Origin of the sequence: Kordia antarctica (assembly GCF_009901525.1) — a bacterium.
GTDB classification, from domain to species: Bacteria; Bacteroidota; Bacteroidia; order Flavobacteriales; family Flavobacteriaceae; genus Kordia; species Kordia antarctica.
Map to the genome: position 1 here is coordinate 4,947,965 of NZ_CP019288.1, position 19,215 is coordinate 4,967,179.

The following is a 19,215-nucleotide window of genomic DNA, read 5'->3' on the forward strand; positions in this document are numbered from 1 at the left end:
AATACGCAACGTAGTTTAGCTGTGAATTTAAAATTAAGAAAGATGAAAAAACTCGTTACACTATTCATACTCTTGGCGATAAGTAGTCAAGTATGGGCACAAAAAATTGAAGTTTCAGGAACTGTGACAGATGATACAGGATTGCCGTTGCCTGGCGCAAGCGTTATTATTAAAGGAACTTCTACAGGAAAAACCACAGATTTCGATGGTAACTATAAAGTAAACACCAATAATGGAGCAATCTTAGTGTTTACGTATGTTGGGTTTATTTCGCAAGAAGTTAAAGTAACTTCTTCAATAATTAATGTACAACTAAAACAAGGTGGAACTTTAGATGAAGTGGTAATAGTTGGATATGGTTCAGTCAAAGAATCTAAATCACTTGGGTACGCTGTTTCAACTGTTGAGTCAAGATCAGCAACTAGAAAAGAGCGAAGAAGATTCCGAAGAGAAGCTCGTAAAAATACAAAAGATGCTCAAAATGGAACAAATAATGTATTGAATGGAGCGGCTTCTGGAGTTCAAGTTACTTCTGGAAATGGTCAAGCAATACAAATCAGAGGAAGAAGTTCGTTACAAAATGGATATGCAACTCAAACATCAATCACAAGTAACGAATCGTACAAAGAAATTAATGAAAATATCTTCAAAAGAACTTCGCTAGCACCATTATCTACCTTTTCAATTGACGTGGACAAAGCTGCATATAGCAACATTAGAAGAATGATTAACAACGGACAAAAAGTACCTGTTGATGCAGTGAAAATTGAAGAAATGATCAATTACTTTGAATATAACTACACACAGCCAATTGATACACATCCTTTTGCAGTTCATACAGAAGTAGGCGTAACACCTTGGAATAAAGATACTAAGTTATTGAAAATTGCCTTAAAAGGGAAAGAAATTCCATTAGCGGAAATTCCACCATCAAACTTTACATTTCTAATAGATGTTTCAGGTTCTATGTCGGCACAAAACAAATTACCATTGCTAAAATCAGCTTTCAAACTAATGGTGAATAAAATGCGTCCAGAAGATAAAGTAGCAATTGTAGTGTATGCTGGTGCCGCAGGATTGGTCTTAGAGCCAACTTCAGGCGACAACAAACAAAAAATAATGAACGCATTAGACAATTTACAAGCTGGCGGATCAACGGCTGGTGGACAAGGAATTGAATTGGCATATAAAATTGCGGTTGAAAATTTTATCAAAGATGGAAACAATCGTGTAATTATGGCAACTGATGGCGATTTTAATGTTGGACAAACGAGTACAGCATCTATGGAAAAATTAATTGAAGAAAAACGCAAATCTGGTGTATTTTTATCGGTATTAGGTTTTGGAATGGGAAATTATAAGCATGACAAACTTGAAGCGTTGGCAGATAAAGGAAATGGAAACCACGCATATATTGATACAATGCAAGAAGCACATAAGATTTTTGGGAAAGAATTTGGCGGAACATTATACACAATTGCGAAAGATGTGAAGTTGCAATTAGAATTCAACCCAAATATTGTTCAAGGATATCGATTGATCGGATATGAAAACAGATTATTAGCAGATGAAGATTTTAAAGATGACACAAAAGATGCTGGCGAATTAGGCGCAGGACATACAGTTACGGCACTATATGAAATCATTCCTGTTGGTGTGAAAACTGAATATTTGAAAAGTGTTGACGATTTAAAATATACCAAAACAACAACTTCAAGCGAATCATTCACGAAAGAATTATTAACTGTAAAATTACGCTACAAGAAACCAAACGAAGACAAAAGTCAAGAATTAAAAACGGTAGTTGAAAATGTATTGACGTCAAAATTATCAAGCGATTTCAAATTCACAGCTGCAGTTGCGCTGTTCGGAATGCAATTAAAAGACTCGGAATTTCACAATAATTCTAGTTTGGACAATGTGATCGCATTAGCAAAATCGGGCAGAGGAGAAGACAAAAGTGGATACAGAGCAGAATTCATCCGATTAGTGGAATCAAGTGTAACTAAGTAGTTGAGGTATTTCACTCATCAAAAAGAAGCGTTTACTCAATATAGGTTTCAAAACCAAAATTAGGAACGTACTTTTAAATAGAATTAACGAAAAGGTTGGTTGTTTAGTTGTTTATTCTGAAAAGCCTACTAAAATTTATACTTAGTAGGTTTTTCTTTTTTTGTTAAATAAATCATAAAAATAGTAGAGAATGGCATGGAGTTTGTGACTTGTGAAAGAACAAATCTTTGCATTTCGAAAGAAATAAAAAGTAGGTTATTTTAGGTTTTTTAGGGGGAAAAGGTCTGGCATTTAAATTGCTAGGCCTTTTCTTAGTTTATGGAAATAAGTATTGAGAAATGAAATTTTAAATTATAAATGTTGAATTTTAAATGAAAAAGTGCGCCGCATTGAGCGAAGTCGAAATGAAAAGTTAAAAGTGAGAAGTTAAAAGTTAAAAGTTAAAAGTTGAAAGTGAAAAAACAAATCAATAAATCCACAAATCCACGAATAACAAATAACGAATGTTGGAAAAGTATTTTAGTTAAAAGTGAAAAGTGAAAAAACAAATCCACGAATAACGAATAACAAATAGCGAATGTTGGAAAAGTATTTTAGTTAAAAGTTAAAAACTGAGAGTGAAAAACAAATCCACGGATAACGAATAACCAAAATTTAAAAGTCATGATTGGAGAAAAAAATCCTCAAACTTTTGAAATTAAAAATATAAAAATTTGTTTCCGACAACCGACAACCGACAACCGACAACCGACTTACACTTGAATAATCCCCAAATTAAAAGGTTTCTCAATCGGCGCTTGATTTGCCGCTTCAATTCCCATAGAAATCCAAGTGCGCGTATCTAACGGGTTTATAATTGCATCTGTCCACAATCGTGCAGCAGCGTAATATGGAGAAATCTGTCTGTCGTAACGCGATTTAATTTTATTGAATAATTCTTCTTCTTGCTCTTTAGTAATTTTTTCGCCTTTTTTCTTCAATGAAGCTGTTTCAATCTGTAACAAAACTTTTGCTGCCGAATTCCCACTCATTACTGCTAATTCAGCACTTGGCCAAGCAGCAATCAATCGTGGATCGTACGCTTTTCCACACATCGCATAATTTCCTGCTCCGTATGAATTTCCAATAATAATCGTGAATTTTGGCACTACGCTATTACTCACAGCATTTACCATTTTGGCACCATCTTTAATGATTCCGCCATGTTCAGATTTGCTTCCAACCATAAATCCAGTTACATCTTGTAAAAATACTAACGGAATTTTCTTTTGGTTACAATTTGCTATAAATCGGGTTGCTTTATCAGCTGAATCCGAATAAATTACACCGCCAAATTGCATTTCACCTTTCGTAGTTTTTACCAGCTTGCGTTGATTGGCAACAATTCCAACTGCCCAACCGTCAATTCTAGCGTAAGCGGTAATAATACTTTTTCCGTAACCTGCTTTATACTCATCAAACTCAGAATTATCAACCACACGTTTAATGATTTCTTTCATGTCATACTGTTCATGTCGTGCTTTTGGCAAAATTCCGAAAATCTCTTCAGGATTCTCTTTTGGTTTTGCCGCTTTCACACGATTGTAACCTGTTGGTGTATAATCGCCAATCTTTCCGACAATATTCTTAATCGTAGTTAACGCATCTTTATCATCTTTCGATTTATAATCGGTCACGCCAGAAATTTCACAATGCGTCGTTGCGCCACCTAATGTTTCATTATCAATACTTTCGCCAATTGCAGCTTTCACTAAGTAACTTCCAGCAAGGAAAATACTTCCAGTTTTATCAACAATCAATGCTTCATCACTCATAATTGGTAAATATGCGCCACCTGCAACGCAACTTCCCATAACCGCAGAAATTTGTGTAATTCCCATACTACTCATCACGGCATTATTTCTAAAAATTCGCCCGAAGTGTTCTTTATCAGGGAAAATTTCATCTTGCATTGGCAAATAAACGCCTGCACTATCCACCAAATAAATAATTGGTAATCTATTTTCGATAGAAATTTCTTGTGCGCGCAAGTTCTTTTTTGCGGTAATTGGAAACCAAGCGCCAGCTTTCACAGTTGCATCATTGGCAACTACAATACATTGTTTTCCTTGTACATATCCAATCTTTACGACAACGCCGCCAGATGGACAACCGCCATGTTCTTCATACATTTCGTCACCAACAAAAGCACCAATTTCAATAGAAGGTTTCTTGGTATCTAACAGAAAATCAATACGTTCACGTGCAGTCATTTTTCCTTTGCTGTGATGCTTATCAATACGTTTCTGTCCGCCGCCTAAACTCACTTTTGCAAAGCGATGACGTAATTCTGATACTAAAAGTTTATTGTGATCTTCGTTTTTATTGAAGTTGATGTCCATGGTTATAAAATTTTCCTCCGCTAAAATACGAAACAAATACGGCTATTGAAAGGAACGTAGTTTGAAAATTTTATTAAAAAATTAGTAAATAACTTACATGGAAGTATTTTCCTTGGAATATAAAAATATTAGTTGTAGATTTGCTTCAAATAAATAACTAATAACGAATAACCAAAAAACCAACAAACATGAAAACTCAAAAAATAATATATTACGTAGCAACAGGATTATTATCGATGTTAATGCTATTTTCTGCGGGAATGTATATTTTGAACAATGCAGAAGTAAGCGGAATGTTTACAAATTTCGGATATCCAACTTATATTATTTATCCATTAGCAATTGCTAAAATTTTAGGAGTTATTGCAATCTGGCAAACTAAAAGTCAAGTACTAAAAGAATGGGCGTACGCAGGATTCTTCTTTGATTTAATCTTAGCATTTTTTGCACATTACATGATTAGCGATGGAGAACAAGGCGCTTCCATAGCAGGAATGGTATTCTTAATGACATCTTATTATTTGGGGAAGAAAATTGCAAGTAACTAATACATATATCAACTTAGAACAAAAAAAAAATAGAGCATAGAAAATAGATTATAGAAAATAGAATATAAAACAAATTCACAAAAAACAAACAAACACTTCGATAGCTTCGCTAGGTATTTTCAATTAAAAATATATTTTAATTTCAAAAATGCTCAGTGTAAACAAACGAATAAACGAACAAACAAAACACAAATAAAACACAAATAAAACACAAACAAAAAACATGAAAACAATCATAGCATTCGCAGGAAGTAACAGTAAAACATCAATCAATAAGCAATTAGCAACGTACGCAGCAAGTTTAGTTGAAAATATAACGGTAAAAGTTCTAGATTTAAACGATTATGAATTGCCAATATATGGAATCGATGAAGAATTAGAAAACGGAATTCCAGAGACAGCGGAAAAATTCTTAAAAACTGTTCAAGAAGCAGACGGAATCGTAGTATCATTAGCAGAACACAATGGCGCATATGCTACGGTTTTCAAAAATATTTTCGATTGGATGTCACGAATTGACGGAAAATTATGGGGAAATGTACCAATGTTATTAATGGCAACATCGCCTGGCGCCAGAGGTGGACAAACGGTTTTGGATATCGCCAAGGGAAGATTCCCATACATGGGCGGAAACATTGTAGCAGACTATTCATTGCCAAGTTTCAATGACCACTTTATAGACGGAAAAATTAAAGATGCTGGTTTGTTAGAAAAATTGCAAGTAGAAGTTGCCAAATTTGGAACTGCCGTTCACAAAGCGTCGTAAATTTTTTAGTAGTTATACTAACTTAACAATCACTCATGGGAGACATTTCTAAAGACATACAATCAAAATTTCCATCAGACAAAGTGAAAGCTTTGATCAACATAAAATATACTGCAAATTGGATGAATAGTAAAGAGAACGAATTCTTCAAACCATTCGGAATCTCGCCGCAACAATACAATATTCTAAGAATCTTAAAAGGCGCAGGAAAAGCAATCAAAGTTCAGGAAATCAAAGATCGCATGATCGAAAGAGCTCCAAATGCCACACGATTAATGGACAAACTTTGCGCAAAAGAACACATAGAACGCATTCCATGTCCCGAAGACAGAAGAGTTGTTCACATTGCCATTACCGACAATGGACTCAAACTCTTACTAAAAATTGAACAAAACAATGAAGGCATCAATCTATTGAAAAATCTATCAAAAGAAGAAGCCATTCAACTAAGTTACTTATTGGACAAAATCCGATAAAAAAAATTACCTAAATAGTTTCCAAGGGAAATAAATAAAATACAAGCAAATTAACAAATCCCCGAATAACAAACAAACAAAAAGACAGCATAGAAACAATGAAAACACTACGAAACATAGCATACAAAGGAAATAGTGACTATGTAAATATGGGCGGAAACTTAATTCGTCAACCATTGCCAACACAAGAAATCGACAAAGTAGATCCATTTTTATTATTGCATCATTACAAATACGAAGTCAGTCCATACAGTCCAGGATTATCACTTTCGCCACATCCGCATCGTGGATTTGAGCCTGTAACATTTCTCTTCAAAGGAGAACAATTACACCGAGATTCACTCGGAAACGAAGGAATTTTAGAAGCTGGCGATGTACAATGGATGACTGCTGGAAGCGGCATTATTCACGATGAAGGACCAAGCAAAAATTTCACAGGAACGATGGAAGGAATTCAATTATGGGTAAATCTTCCAAAAAAGCACAAAATGACAACGCCGAAATATCAAGATATCAAAGCGGAGCAAATGCCAATAATTTCTGTTGAAAACGGAAAAGGAAGCATAAAAGTTGTTGCAGGAGCACTAAATGGACACAAAGGACCAGTTTCTACATTCACGGAAATCAACGCGTTTATCGCCAATTTGGAAGCTTCAGGAAACATCACAATTCCAATTCCGGCAACTCATGAGTTATTGGTTTATCTATTAGAAGGCGAAGCAAAAGTGAACAATTCAGAAACGTTGGAACACGGAAAATTGCAGATGCTCACTTTCAAAAAAGATGGCGAAGCAATCACGTTGGAAGCCACTAAAAATAGCACAATACTTATTCTTTCAGGCGAACCGATCAAAGAAAAAATAAAATCTTGGGGACCATATGTCATGAATTCCCAAACCGAAATAATGGAAGCCTTGCGCGACTATCAAGATGGAAAAATGGGACACTTGTATTAGTTTAGTATTGAGATATTAGTATTGAGAAATGAGTAATCGAATTTTCAAATTATTTTGGGCGTAACCTCCGAAAAAAAATCGGAGGTCGCGCTTTCGGGAGTCGCTCTCACAATTTAGAAATAAACAAGTTCACTCAGCGAAGTCGAAGTGAGGAGCTTCAACAAATCCCTCAATCGCTTACGCGGAATTAGATGTTAGAATTGAGCAGTTAGTATTGAGAAACTAAAGAACAAATCAACAAAAAACAAATGAACACTTCGACTAAGTTTATCTTGAGCGAGAGTCGAAAGACTCAGTGCAGGCAAATCAACACTTCGACTCCGCTCAGTGCAGGCAAATCAACAAACAAACAAACAAAGAGAAAAACAAACAGAAAAACAAATGAAAACAACATATCACAAAGCAAACACGCGCGGAAAAGCAGATCACGGTTGGCTAAAAAGTCAGCACAGTTTCAGTTTTGCAAATTACCACAATCCTGAACGCATGGGATTTGGAAAGCTTAGAGTCTTAAATGACGATATTGTACAACCAAATATGGGCTTCGGGAAACATCCGCATCAAAACATGGAAATCATTTCTATTCCGTTGAGTGGCGCACTTTCTCACAAAGATACAATGGACAATAAACGTGAAATTACGGTTGGAGAAGTTCAAGTAATGTCCGCAGGAACTGGATTGCAGCATTCTGAATTCAACGATAGTAAAACTGATGAAGTGAGCTTTTTACAATTATGGATTCAACCCGAAACAAAAAATGTAACGCCGCGTTATGAGCAAAAAAAGTTTGATCAAACAAAACAAAAAAACAATTTTCAAACCTTAGTTTCTCCACAAAATAATATCATAGTCGATTCTTTATGGATTCATCAGCAAGCATACATTTCATTAGGTAACTTTGATGAAGGAAAAACTATCAATTTCAAACTCCAAGATGCTTCAAACGGAATCTACATATTCTTGCTTGAAGGTGAAATCTCAGTTGCTAATGAAACATTGGAAACTAGAGACGCAATTGGAATTTCGGATGCGACAACTGTAGAAATTCAAACCAACAAAAAATCTAAAATTCTAGTCATAGAAGTTCCCATGAATTAAAAAATTCAATAAAATATTTCTTAGATAGCTTTTTTTCATTTTTCGAACCATCAAAAAATTCATCATTAATAAAATTCGAACTTTTAGATTCATGTTGGTTATACACGGCAGAATCCAATTTTTATGCTTAGCTTTAATAAAAAAACAATGACCAACAACAATTCATTATTCGGCGGCAGTGATATGATGGGCGTATGTTACGCTCCTTATCATCAGGCTGCTACAGTAAAAAAATCATCCTACACCAAAGAAAATGTAGCTGCAGATTTGAAAATCATTAGTGCCAACAACATGACATTTATTCGTACTTACACGGTACAAGGTTGCCAAAAATACCTGCCTGAACTGTGTAAAAAAAACAATATAGGTCTCGCTTTAGGAGTATGGATTTTTCAAAAGGATAGTAAGAGTACAAATGCAGAAATAGATACAGCTCTTACTCAGGCAAATGCACATCCAGAAATGGTAAAAGTCATTGTAATAGGTAATGAAGTAGATTTAGCTATAAATAAATATACCGTAGCAGAAGTAAAAGCCGCTTTTGATTATGCAGTTGCGCAACTAAAATTACCCAAATATTCCAATATCACTAACGTTCCTTTGACTATTTGTATGACTGGTGCTGGCCCAACGAATGCTACTTGGTCACCATTGCTGAATATTATGCAAAGTTATGCGTTTCTTACCATTTATCCGTGGTATGGACAAAAAGGCAATCATGAAAGCAATCCTATTAAGTTTCCCATGACTCCTGGTGAGATTACTGGAAACATGCAGTACTCCTATGAGAACGGAATGAAACAAGCCATAGCGGCTGGATTGGAAGTAGTAATTGCAGAAATAGGTTGGCCAAGTCATGGTGACATTAATGCACACACTACTTGGAAAGATGAAGTGACTAATTTTAACGCTACATGCAAATGGATTAATGGTACAAATACGTATAACAAGGCTTTTATTACCATGTGGTTTGAAATGTTCGATGAACCCTGGAAAACAGCTGAAGGTCTTTGGGGTCCACATTGGGGAATTTATGGATCAGGTATTTCTCCCACAATTAAAACCGATAAATCGAAGACTCCATTTACTAAATGTAGTTGACTCAAAAATAGCTTTGGTTTTAAAATCAACGGCTATTTCGCATCTATTAAAATAAAACAATGATTAAATTTATTTTTTCGTTTGTGCTACTAATATTGGTAACGAGTACAGCTATTTCTCAGACACTTACAAAGGAAGAAAAGAAGTTGTATGATCTTATTATGGAATACAGAAAAGAAAATAATCTTTCTGTGATTCCTTTATCAAAATCTTTAACATTTGTAGCAAAAAAACACGTTGAAGATCTTGAAAATAATAATCCTAATCAAGGTACATGTAATACGCATAGTTGGTCAAATAAAGGCAATTGGACACCTTGTTGTTATACTCCTGATCACAGCGAGTCTAAATGTATGTGGAATAAGCCACGAGAATTGACTTCATATTTGGGAAACGGCTTTGAAATAGCTATGTGGCAAAGTCAAGGTGCAAAAGCAGTAGATGCAATCAATTCTTGGAAAAAAAGTAGTGGACATAATGTCGTTATGATTAATTTGGGGATGTGGAAAGACATAAAATGGAAAGCAATAGGAATAGCAATTTATGATACATATGCTGTTGTTTGGTTTGGTAGAGAATCGGATACAAATTAATTGAATATCATTTCATGTAACCATAATCCCAAATCAATCAACAAATAATCTTCAATTCCTTTTAAAAAATAAGTATATTGCATACTGTTATGCGTGCATAATAAAAATATACTATTCTTTTTGATAGAATTGCAGTATATTTAGTTCCATCAGAAAAACCATCAGAATACATGAAGTACAAGCATATTTTTGAACCTTTAGATTTAGGATTCACAACACTTAAAAACAGAGTGTTAATGGGATCAATGCACACAGGTTTAGAAGAAGAGAAAAATGGATTTGAACGATTAGCAGTTTTCTACGGCGAACGTGCAAAAGGTGGCGTAGGATTAATTGTTACTGGTGGAATGGCGCCAAGTGTTCGCGGTTGGTTAATACCTTTTTCGTCACGAATGAGTACAAGGAAACATGCTCGTAAACATAAAGTCATCACAGAAGCTGTACATAAAAACGGCGGAAAAATATGTATGCAAATTCTGCATGCAGGACGCTACGGACATCATCCATTAAATGTTGCACCTTCCGCAATAAAATCACCAATAACACCTTTTAAACCAAGTAAATTATCTAATTCATCAGTTAAAAGAACGATCAAAAGTTTTGCAAATTCGGCAACATTGGCAAAAATGGCAGGATATGATGGCGTAGAAATTATGGGTTCTGAAGGATATTTAATCAATCAATTTATTGCAGAACGTACCAACCAACGTGACGACGAATGGGGCGGAAATTACGCAAATAGAATGAAGTTTGCCGTTGAAACTGTAAAAGCAGTTCGCGAAGCCGTTGGCGATAAGTTCATCATTATTTATCGGTTGTCTATGCTTGATTTGGTTGATAAAGGAAGCAGTTGGGAAGAAGTCGTGCAACTTGGAAAAGCAATTGAAAAAGCAGGCGCAACCATTATTAATACAGGAATTGGTTGGCATGAATCACGAATTCCTACGATTGCAACTTCAGTTCCGAGAGCCGCGTTTGCGTGGATTACGGAACGTATGAAAAAAGAAGTGAGTTTACCGCTGATAACTTCCAACAGAATCAATATGCCAAGTGTAGCCGAAAAGATTTTGGCAGACGGACAAGCAGATATGATTTCGATGGCACGTCCGTTTTTGGCAGATGCCGAATGGGTAAATAAAGCTCAGGAAGAAAAAGCAGATGAAATTAATACGTGTATTGCATGCAATCAGGCGTGTTTAGATCATATTTTTAAGCAAAAAGTAGCGAGCTGTTTGGTAAATCCGAGAGCATGTCACGAAACTGAATTTGATTACAAACCGGCAAGTATCAAAAAGAAAATTGCCGTAATTGGTGCTGGTCCAGCAGGATTGGCAGCAGCAACTATTGCAGCGCAACGCGGACATGAAGTAACGTTGTTTGACGATAACAAGGAAACTGGCGGACAGTTTAACATCGCGAAGCAAATTCCTGGAAAAGAAGAATTTTACGAAACTATTCGTTATTTTAATAAGCAAATCGAATTGCATAAAGTTACCGTAAAACTTAATACACGCGTTACCGCAGATGAACTTTCGCAAGGAGATTTTGAAGAAATAATTCTGGCAACAGGAATAAAACCAAGAACTCCAAAAATTGACGGAATTACTCATGAAAAAGTATTGAGTTATGTTGATGTTTTAAAGCATAAAAAACCAGTAGGAAAACGTGTTGCTGTCATTGGAGCAGGAGGAATTGGCTTTGATGTTTCTGAATATTTATCGCACGACGGCGAATCTACTTCACAGAATGTTGACGCTTGGTTGGCAGAATGGGGAATTGATAAAAGCTTAGAAGCACGCGGCGGAATTGAAAATATGAAACCAAACTTTCACGGTTCGCCAAGAGAAATTTTTATGTTCAAGCGTAGCAAAGGGAAATTTGGTGGGAATTTAGGAAAAACTACAGGTTGGATTCACAGAACAAATCTTAAAAAGAAAAACGTACAGTTTGTTGGAGAAGTTGAGTATACAAAAATTGACGATTTAGGATTACATTACGTACAAAATGACGAAGCAAAAATATTGGAAGTTGACAATATTGTGATTTGTGCAGGACAAACGCCTTTAAAAGAATTGATGGAACCTTTACAAGCAAAAGGATTGACAGTCCATATTATTGGTGGCGCAGATATTGCCGCTGAGTTAGACGCAAAACGTGCGATAGATCAAGGATGTAGATTGGCGGCTAAGTTGTAGAAAAAATATTTTTTCAGATGAATACATATGATGCTAAAATTATTAGAGAAATCGCCCAAAGTTTAGATTGTGGCGAAGATTGTTATCTTCATAAGAAAACGCAAGAAATCATTACAATTCCAAGTGATTTTGAGCTTATGGAGGAAGAATTTCAAGAAATTTTTGAGCCTTTTGTGACGAAAGTTGAAAAAAATAAAAAAGACTTTATCAAGTTTGAAGTTTTGGAAAGTCCGGAATCATATAAAATCATGGATAAGTTTGCGTATCAATTAGCTGATATTGAATTTGGTGCAAAATTAACGAACATTTTGAATGCTAGAAAACCGTTTCAAAACTTCAAATTAGCAATCGATGATTCAGAATACAGAGAAAGTTGGTTTGCTTTTAAACAGAAAGAAATTGAAAAAATAGTTACTTCCATACTAGAAGTATCTGAAAAATAATAATTAAAAATTCGCTATCTGAAAAGCTTTAGAAAGCGAATTTTTAATTATTATGAGAAACCGAATCAAGTTCGGTTTGACGAAATTTGACTTTCTATATAGTCTCTTATTATCTAATATATTCCCACATACGCAGGAACGAGTCTAAAAGCAAAGCGATCTAACAGATTCCCGCCTACGCGGGAACGAGTCTAGCAGCAAAGCGGTCTAATATCTAGTTGCGAAGCAACTTAATATACAGGAGTAACAACATATCCTTGTTTTCTTAATAAGTTAATTACGCCTTGTTCGCCAGGTAAATGCAATGCGCCAACGCCAATAAAAGTTGGAGCTTCTGCCGTGATTTTTTCAATAAGTGGAATCCAATTGCGATTGCGTTGATCTACTAAATTTTCTTGGAAATCAGCTTCTAATCCTTGATCGAGAGTAACTTTTAGCAAACCATCTAAATCTTCTGCGTTATAATAACGTGTCATTTCGTCAAAGCCTTTTTTGCTTTCTTCCATTCCTTCTTTCGCCATTTTCACTAAGTCTTTTAACTGATCTTCATACGGAATATCATCAAAAACTTTCATTTGATCAGCAATCGTTTCCAAACCAATAATTTTTTCATTTTGCGCTTTTGCTACTTTCATAAATTCCATGTCGTAGGCAACTCCATTGTCACAAACTGCCATTTTGGAAGTAATTGTTGAGGTAATTGCCAATGGTTTCATGGTGTTAAACAATTTTAAATCGAGTCCGACTTGTTCTTTAAAAAAATCAGCTAATGTTTTATAATCTTCTTCATTTAGTAAACTTTGAATCGTTATTCCATCTTCCATAAAGATGAGTTTCATCATTTCGGATTGCAATTTCGGATCTGACATATCAATTTCTAACACCAACCTGTCGGTTTCGTCAAATGCTTTTTTGAGTTTATCTGTAAAATTATAATCGCATGTTAAGTGAATTGTTCCGTATAAATAGGAAGGTTTTTGAAGTCCTTTCCCTGAAATTTTCCAAAGTAATGATTTTTCAAGTTTTGGACTTTTTGAACTGTTGGCAACTGATTTGTTGGAGTTACAACTAATAAATAATGTAAGTACGCAAAGTATTAGTAATGAAAGCTTTTTATTCATGGGATTTATTTAAAATATTTTTTTGATTCGATTTTTTTCGAAAGATACTAAAAATTATAAGGTACTGTTTGAAGCTTTACAAGAAGTGATTTGGAATTTGTATGTATTAAATTTTTAGTTTATGAATTAAAAAACAGATATTTGTAGTTCATGAAAGCGCAAAGGATTGAAACATTTGTTGAAGCTCCGTGAGCTGCTGAACTAAATTCAGCAGCGAGGGAAGCGACTGTTGAAAGCCTGACTTTTATTTTTGCTGATGCAATCAAAGCAAACATAAAAGATGCGCCCAAATAAAATAGACTATGGGAATGAACAAGAATACTGTACTTGCTTGGGCAACATTGATTATGATATTGGTAGGAATTGGATTAATTGCTCTTGGAGCCTTTAGATATGATGATGTTGCTGGATATGGATTTGCGGCAGTTGGTATTGGATTCTTTGCTATTGCATGGGTTTTTAATGCTTTAAAAGGTCGTGTATAATTTAGAAAAACGTTCAAAAATAAGTAACTTGCAATGCAAATGAGTTACTTATTTTAGTGAAAGAGCATAATTCATTGATCTTAATAATTGTATTTTTATAAAATGTAAGAAAGTTCACATTTTAAAATCCAATTAATAGGTTATATAAATATTTATGAAGTTAGAAATACTCATTAAAAAATTTCAAGAAAAAGATGCCAAAGCATTTGAATCGTTGTACGAAATGTATAATGAAAGCATCTTTGGTGTCGTAAATACAATTGTAAGAAATGAAGACATAGCTGCGGAAATAATGCAAGATGTGTTTATAAAAGCATGGAATAAGTCAGATAATTATAATGCTAAAAAAGGTCGTTTTTTCACGTGGTTACTGAATATTGCTAGAAATGCTGCTATTGATAAGACGCGCTCAAAATCTTTTAAGAACGCTCAACAAAACCATGACATCGATTTTTTCGTACATAGTATAGAGACCAATGATAGTTTGGATGAAAAGACGAATGCTATTGGTATTAAAGAGTATGTAAACAAGCTTGCAGATAAGTGTAAAAAGATAATACATTACATTTATTTTAAAGGATACACACAAAAAGAAACGGCTGAAACCCTCGAAATCCCGTTAGGAACTGTAAAAACTAGAAATAGAAATTGTATTAGCGAACTTAGAAAAATGTTAGAAGTATAGTAATGGATAGTAAAGAATACATAGCATCTGGAATATTAGAACTGTTTGTGGCAGGCGCGCTTTCTGAAAAAGAAAACGAAGAAGTGCATGCAATGATGTTGCAGTATCCTGAAGTTACGCAAGAAGTACTTTCTATAGAAGCAGCAATACTTAGTTTAACAGCTGCAACGGCAAGTAAAGATACTACTGGGATTTTCGAAATTATTAGACAAAAATTAGGACTTACAGAAACAGAAGAAACGAAAGTGATTCCGCTACAAAAACCAAATTCAATATTCCGTTATGCAGGTTGGGCAGCCGCAGTTGTAGTAGGAATAGGATTGGTGTTTTCTGTATTAAAAACTAACGATTTACAATCTGAAATAGAAGTTGTTACTACAGAGAAAGAAGCGTTAAAAGATCAAATTTATAAAGCCAATAGCGACTTAACTGCAGCTACAGATTTATTAGGTGTTTTACGAACTAAAGATATTATTTCGGTGGCACTTGGCGGACAAGCAGTTTCACCAGAATCATATGCGAAAGTATATTGGGATAAAAAGGCAAATAGCATTTACTTAGATTTACAAGGTTTACCAGAACCACCAGAAGGGAAAGTATATCAAGTTTGGTCGTTGACACTAAATCCTTTAATACCAACAAGTTTAGGTGTTATTGATGAATTTTCTACGGATAAAGACAAAGTATTTGACTTGAAAAACGCAAACGAATCAGAAGCATTCGGAATTACTTTAGAGCCAGCTGGCGGAAGTGAATCTCCAAACTTAGAACAATTGTATACACTTGGTGTCGTTGCTTCGAATCCATAGACAAAATATTTAAAATTTTATAACATAAAAGGTTTTTAGATTCTATCTAGAAGCCTTTTTTTGTTGTAAGAAAATACTTTTAATAGAAAAACCACGGTTAGAACACGTTCTAACCGTAGTTTTTTATACTAGGTATAAAATTATCATTTGGTGATTAACAACAATTTGATGCACATGTACAGCAATTGGCTTGTTCGCATTTAGTTTCACATGTACAAGTACAATCATCATCAGCATCTCGTAATCCACCTTTAACGTTTTCTAAGTTACAAATGGCAGTTTTGTTTAATTTCAATGTTTTAAGGCTACTTTTTTTCATGATATATAGTTTTATGGTTAATAATATCACAAATATAAAGATAAAAATATTAATTAAATTACGGTAAATACTTACAATAATTACGTTATTGTAAGCTTTTTAATTAAAAATTTGAATTTTACTCACAATTTTAAGATCTTTAATGAATTAATCAGAATCTTTCGGAATTACTTTAGAGCCAACTGGCGGAAGTAAATCTCCAAGCTTAGAACAACTGTACACACTTGGTGTCGTTGCTTCGAATTCATAGTGATGAGAAACTATTTAGTATGAGCAAGAAACATTTCCTTATATTAGAATTACAAGAATAAAAAATCACGGTTAGAACAAATTCTGACCGTGATTTTTTTTGTGTTAATTAGAGATTAACTTTTCATTTTTTAAGCTTGATTCATAAACTGACAAGGCTTCTCTGATTTGCATTCACAATACGTTTCACAAGTATCGGTACAAGGACTTATTCCACCTTTTACGTATTCTAGGCTAGAAATTGCAGTTTTGTTTAATTTCAATGTTTTAAGACTACTTTTTTTCATGATATGATTTTTTAATTAATAATCTAAAGCTATAAAGAATAATGAGTTAAATAAAGGAACTGTGGTCGTGATTCATAAATCAAGAGCATAAAGAAGAATTATAGTTTCTTTTTTCAGACTTAGGATACGAGAAGTAAACCACATTTCGACAAGTTCAATGCGGAAATTTAGCTTCATAGCATGCAATATATTTTTAGGTAATCTTAATGCGTTTTACTTCTTAACAGACTGCAGGACAGCTATTATACAATGATACACAATAGTTGTTTCTGCACTCCGTGAGTCTGTCACTTGGGTTGTAACCGCCATTTATACTGTTTTTAGTTTCTAGTTTAGAAATAGCTTTTTTATTCAGCTTGAGCGATTTAAAATTTCTTTTTTTCATGATTTTATTTTTTGGTTAAACATCTCTAGAAGATAAAAAAAACAAATCGTAATTGCTTACGGGATTGGCGTACTAAAAATTCACGTTAAGTAAATATCCTGATTTTCGACTTTAAAAGCAAAGCGATCTAGGATCTCAAAAATAAATCAAACAAAAAAAGACACTTCATTACAAAGTGTCTTCTCAATCAATAAAAACCAATCGCCTAACTTAAAAAAGCTAGCCATTTACAGTCTACCAAAACTATAAGCGTTGTATTTTTTCTGTCAATATTGGACCAACTTCAAAGCTACTTTCTAGTAATTCTGCTTTGATGTCCTTAATTGTTGTTGTGTTTCCGTTTGCTTTCAAAATTTCTGCTGTATGATACATTGCAACAGGTTCAAAAGTTTTGTTTAGTACGTGTTTTTCTATAATTTCTAACGCTTTGGCGGAATTACCTTGTAAATGATATGTCCAGGCTAACAAATCATACGATTGTGCCGTAGGACGTAAGTGTACTTCTTGTTGTGCAATTTTCAATGCTTTTTCTGTATCGTTCAATTCTTCAGACAATACAGAAACCGCATATGAACTGTACATTACACCATAATCTTTATCTTCAATAGCAGTTAGGAATGCATTAATATTTTTTTCTTTTTCAGCAATATTTCCCATGTATTCGGCTATTTCTGCCTTTAGTAAATAATAATCTGGTGCTTTGTGTTGTGACATAATCGTATCTAAAATACGCAATGCTTCTTCAGGATTTTTTTCGTGTGAAAATACAATCCAAGCAATTCCTTTCTTCGCATACGCGTCATTTGGATCTAATTCTAATGCTTTCAAATAATGAGAATATGCATCTTTAATTCTTCCGGCATGACCGTAAAAATCTGCCAAATTTGTATATGACCATTGTTTTAAAAAGCTATTATTTGCATCTTCAGCTTTAAACTTTGCTTTCTCCATAGCTTTGATAGCTGCCATCAATTTTCCTTCATGATCGTACCATTTGGACAATCTGATTAAGGCATCAAAACTATTAGTATTTTTAAAATTGTTTAAATACAATTCTGCTTCTGCAATATTGCCAAGTTCTAAATGTACATCAAAAAGCATTTTTTGTGTAGCATCTAAATTTTCGCCTAAAACTTCTGCTTTCTTTAACAATACTAAAGATTCCTGAAAACGATGTTGCGAAATATAATTTCGAACCAAACTTCTAATATAACCTGCGTTTTTGTAGTTAGTTCTTTCATTCACAATTTCTAAATGACGTGCAGCTTCCATTAAATGAGAAACTTCTCCAGTCGCTTTAAACAATTGTGAATGTGAACTAGCAATTTTTACGTGATATGGATATTGATTTGGGGATTTTTCGAGCTTTGATGTCCAAAAATTAAAAATTTCTGTCGCATCAGTTATGTTTTTATTTTCAGCAACTTCTAAATACGTGTCATATTCAGCGGAAGCTGTAACTTTTTGAGATTCCTTAGAAGAGCAACTTGCTAATAAAGAAGCGACTATAAGGATTTGAAAAACTGTTTTGGTATACATATTGATTGTTTTTTAATGAAACTTAATTTTTTGAAATCTGAAAAGATATACTCAAAAATGTAAGTTGAACTGACTCCGTTGTAGAACGTAGTCTTGTTAATTTTTTATAATAAATGAGAGCATTTGAAAGATCGTTAAACCAACTAACATTGGGGTGAATGTTACCCAAATGCTCTCTGCAGTAAATCAAATTACCAAGGTGAGGCTAAGTATGGGAAAGAGGACAAAAAAGGCTTGTCATTTGCATCTACGTGGTCATCGGAAAGTGTTGGGTTTTCCATGAAATTTTCTCCACCAAAAATTAATAATAATTCAACTGTAATTACGTCATCTGCCAAAGCACGACCTGTTAATACATTTGTACCATCATAAAAAGTTGTAGTTCCATCAAGAGAAACATTCAATACATCTGTAGCTAATAATCCTGTAAAAGCAGCGGCATCTTGTCCTAAAGCATTCTGATCTCCTGCATTTGCAAAGGCTGGACTCAGACCTGTTAAGTTTGTTTGAAACATTACTTGGAAAGCTGCGTTTTGTTGCGTTGGAATCGTTGTATTAAATGAATCTTTACTTCCAGAAGAAACAAAAACAGTATTTACTGCTGGTCTTCCCATTTGATCTTGTTGTGCATACGTTCCTGAAAAGTCAAGTTGTGCACTAGCTACAACGGTATTGTCGTCTGAAGAACAACTCGTTAACGTAAAAGCGCTTACGAGAATAATTCCTAAAATTGATTGTATATTTTTCATTTCTTTTTTGTTTAAAT

At 34.1% G+C, this 19,215-nt stretch carries 20 protein-coding genes and 1 pseudogene; 14 read left to right on the forward strand and 7 right to left on the reverse strand.

Annotation, left to right across the window (positions count from 1 at the left end):
• Window positions 1-42: 42 nt before the first annotated feature.
• The gene (locus IMCC3317_RS20635) at window positions 43-2,013 is read left to right on the forward strand and encodes a vWA domain-containing protein (RefSeq protein WP_160131368.1); all 1,971 of its coding nucleotides are present in this window, start codon (window positions 43-45) and stop codon (window positions 2,011-2,013) included.
• A gap of 752 nt (window positions 2,014-2,765) precedes the next feature.
• On the opposite strand, the gene IMCC3317_RS20640 is transcribed toward IMCC3317_RS20635, so the two are convergent.
• The gene (locus tag IMCC3317_RS20640; protein ID WP_160131369.1) at window positions 2,766-4,394 is read right to left on the reverse strand and encodes an acyl-CoA carboxylase subunit beta; all 1,629 of its coding nucleotides are present in this window, start codon (window positions 4,392-4,394) and stop codon (window positions 2,766-2,768) included.
• A gap of 188 nt (window positions 4,395-4,582) precedes the next feature.
• On the opposite strand from IMCC3317_RS20640, the gene IMCC3317_RS20645 reads away from it, so the two are divergent.
• From IMCC3317_RS20645 to IMCC3317_RS20685, 9 genes are all read left to right on the forward strand, one after another.
• Complete coding sequence (locus tag IMCC3317_RS20645; protein ID WP_160131370.1) at window positions 4,583-4,942, forward strand: DoxX family protein; 360 nt, start codon at window positions 4,583-4,585, stop codon at window positions 4,940-4,942.
• Between the two features lie 223 nt (window positions 4,943-5,165).
• Window positions 5,166-5,708, forward strand: a complete 543-nt coding sequence (locus tag IMCC3317_RS20650; protein WP_160131371.1) for an NADPH-dependent FMN reductase — start codon at window positions 5,166-5,168, stop codon at window positions 5,706-5,708.
• 35 nt (window positions 5,709-5,743) lie between these two features.
• Complete coding sequence (locus IMCC3317_RS20655) at window positions 5,744-6,184, forward strand: MarR family winged helix-turn-helix transcriptional regulator (protein ID WP_160131372.1); 441 nt, start codon at window positions 5,744-5,746, stop codon at window positions 6,182-6,184.
• A gap of 98 nt (window positions 6,185-6,282) precedes the next feature.
• A complete protein-coding gene (locus IMCC3317_RS20660; RefSeq protein ID WP_160131373.1) occupies window positions 6,283-7,140 on the forward strand; it encodes a pirin family protein in 858 nt (285 codons plus the stop codon).
• 381 nt (window positions 7,141-7,521) lie between these two features.
• Complete coding sequence (locus tag IMCC3317_RS20665; protein ID WP_160131374.1) at window positions 7,522-8,238, forward strand: pirin family protein; 717 nt, start codon at window positions 7,522-7,524, stop codon at window positions 8,236-8,238.
• 186 nt (window positions 8,239-8,424) lie between these two features.
• Window positions 8,425-9,339: a glycosyl hydrolase family 17 protein gene (locus IMCC3317_RS20670; protein ID WP_160131375.1), complete on the forward strand. Its 915-nt coding sequence runs from the start codon at window positions 8,425-8,427 to the stop codon at window positions 9,337-9,339.
• An 83-nt stretch (window positions 9,340-9,422) separates the two neighbouring features.
• Window positions 9,423-9,932, forward strand: coding sequence for a CAP domain-containing protein (locus tag IMCC3317_RS20675; RefSeq protein WP_160131376.1), 510 nt, complete (start codon window positions 9,423-9,425; stop codon window positions 9,930-9,932).
• Between the two features lie 170 nt (window positions 9,933-10,102).
• Window positions 10,103-12,127 (forward strand): NADPH-dependent 2,4-dienoyl-CoA reductase, encoded by a 2,025-nt coding sequence (locus tag IMCC3317_RS20680; RefSeq protein ID WP_160131377.1) that lies wholly within the window; start codon window positions 10,103-10,105, stop codon window positions 12,125-12,127.
• Between the two features lie 17 nt (window positions 12,128-12,144).
• Window positions 12,145-12,570 carry a UPF0158 family protein gene (locus IMCC3317_RS20685; RefSeq protein WP_160131378.1) on the forward strand — a complete coding sequence of 142 codons (426 nt, stop codon included), beginning with the start codon at window positions 12,145-12,147 and terminating at the stop codon, window positions 12,568-12,570.
• A 230-nt stretch (window positions 12,571-12,800) separates the two neighbouring features.
• Here IMCC3317_RS20685 and IMCC3317_RS20690 read toward each other — a convergent pair whose 3' ends face one another.
• Window positions 12,801-13,691 carry a TraB/GumN family protein gene (locus IMCC3317_RS20690; protein WP_160131379.1) on the reverse strand — a complete coding sequence of 297 codons (891 nt, stop codon included), beginning with the start codon at window positions 13,689-13,691 and terminating at the stop codon, window positions 12,801-12,803.
• A 302-nt stretch (window positions 13,692-13,993) separates the two neighbouring features.
• Here IMCC3317_RS20690 and IMCC3317_RS20695 point away from each other — a divergent pair, with 302 nt between their 5' ends.
• The 3 genes from IMCC3317_RS20695 (at window position 13,994) to IMCC3317_RS20705 (ending at window position 15,670) form a co-directional block, all read left to right on the forward strand.
• Window positions 13,994-14,176, forward strand: a complete 183-nt coding sequence (locus tag IMCC3317_RS20695) for a CAL67264 family membrane protein (protein ID WP_160131380.1) — start codon at window positions 13,994-13,996, stop codon at window positions 14,174-14,176.
• 154 nt (window positions 14,177-14,330) lie between these two features.
• Entirely contained in the window at window positions 14,331-14,861 is a 531-nt protein-coding gene (locus tag IMCC3317_RS20700) for an RNA polymerase sigma factor (protein ID WP_160131381.1), read from the forward strand.
• A 2-nt stretch (window positions 14,862-14,863) separates the two neighbouring features.
• On the forward strand, window positions 14,864-15,670 hold the full coding sequence (locus tag IMCC3317_RS20705; RefSeq protein ID WP_160131382.1) for an anti-sigma factor: 807 nt from the start codon (window positions 14,864-14,866) through the stop codon (window positions 15,668-15,670).
• A 154-nt stretch (window positions 15,671-15,824) separates the two neighbouring features.
• Here IMCC3317_RS20705 and IMCC3317_RS20710 read toward each other — a convergent pair whose 3' ends face one another.
• The gene (locus IMCC3317_RS20710; protein WP_160131383.1) at window positions 15,825-15,989 is read right to left on the reverse strand and encodes a hypothetical protein; all 165 of its coding nucleotides are present in this window, start codon (window positions 15,987-15,989) and stop codon (window positions 15,825-15,827) included.
• Between the two features lie 151 nt (window positions 15,990-16,140).
• Here IMCC3317_RS20710 and IMCC3317_RS23730 point away from each other — a divergent pair.
• Window positions 16,141-16,239 (forward strand): annotated as a pseudogene (locus tag IMCC3317_RS23730) (anti-sigma factor); the annotation flags it as partial.
• A 130-nt stretch (window positions 16,240-16,369) separates the two neighbouring features.
• Here IMCC3317_RS23730 and IMCC3317_RS20720 read toward each other — a convergent pair.
• From IMCC3317_RS20720 to IMCC3317_RS23820, 4 genes are all read right to left on the reverse strand, one after another.
• Entirely contained in the window at window positions 16,370-16,525 is a 156-nt protein-coding gene (locus IMCC3317_RS20720) for a hypothetical protein (RefSeq protein WP_160131384.1), read from the reverse strand.
• 220 nt (window positions 16,526-16,745) lie between these two features.
• Complete coding sequence (locus tag IMCC3317_RS20725) at window positions 16,746-16,910, reverse strand: hypothetical protein (RefSeq protein ID WP_160131385.1); 165 nt, start codon at window positions 16,908-16,910, stop codon at window positions 16,746-16,748.
• A 243-nt stretch (window positions 16,911-17,153) separates the two neighbouring features.
• Window positions 17,154-18,449 (reverse strand): tetratricopeptide repeat protein, encoded by a 1,296-nt coding sequence (locus tag IMCC3317_RS20730; RefSeq protein WP_160131386.1) that lies wholly within the window; start codon window positions 18,447-18,449, stop codon window positions 17,154-17,156.
• A 191-nt stretch (window positions 18,450-18,640) separates the two neighbouring features.
• Window positions 18,641-19,198 (reverse strand): DUF4331 family protein, encoded by a 558-nt coding sequence (locus tag IMCC3317_RS23820; RefSeq protein ID WP_160131387.1) that lies wholly within the window; start codon window positions 19,196-19,198, stop codon window positions 18,641-18,643.
• Window positions 19,199-19,215: the final 17 nt, after the last annotated feature.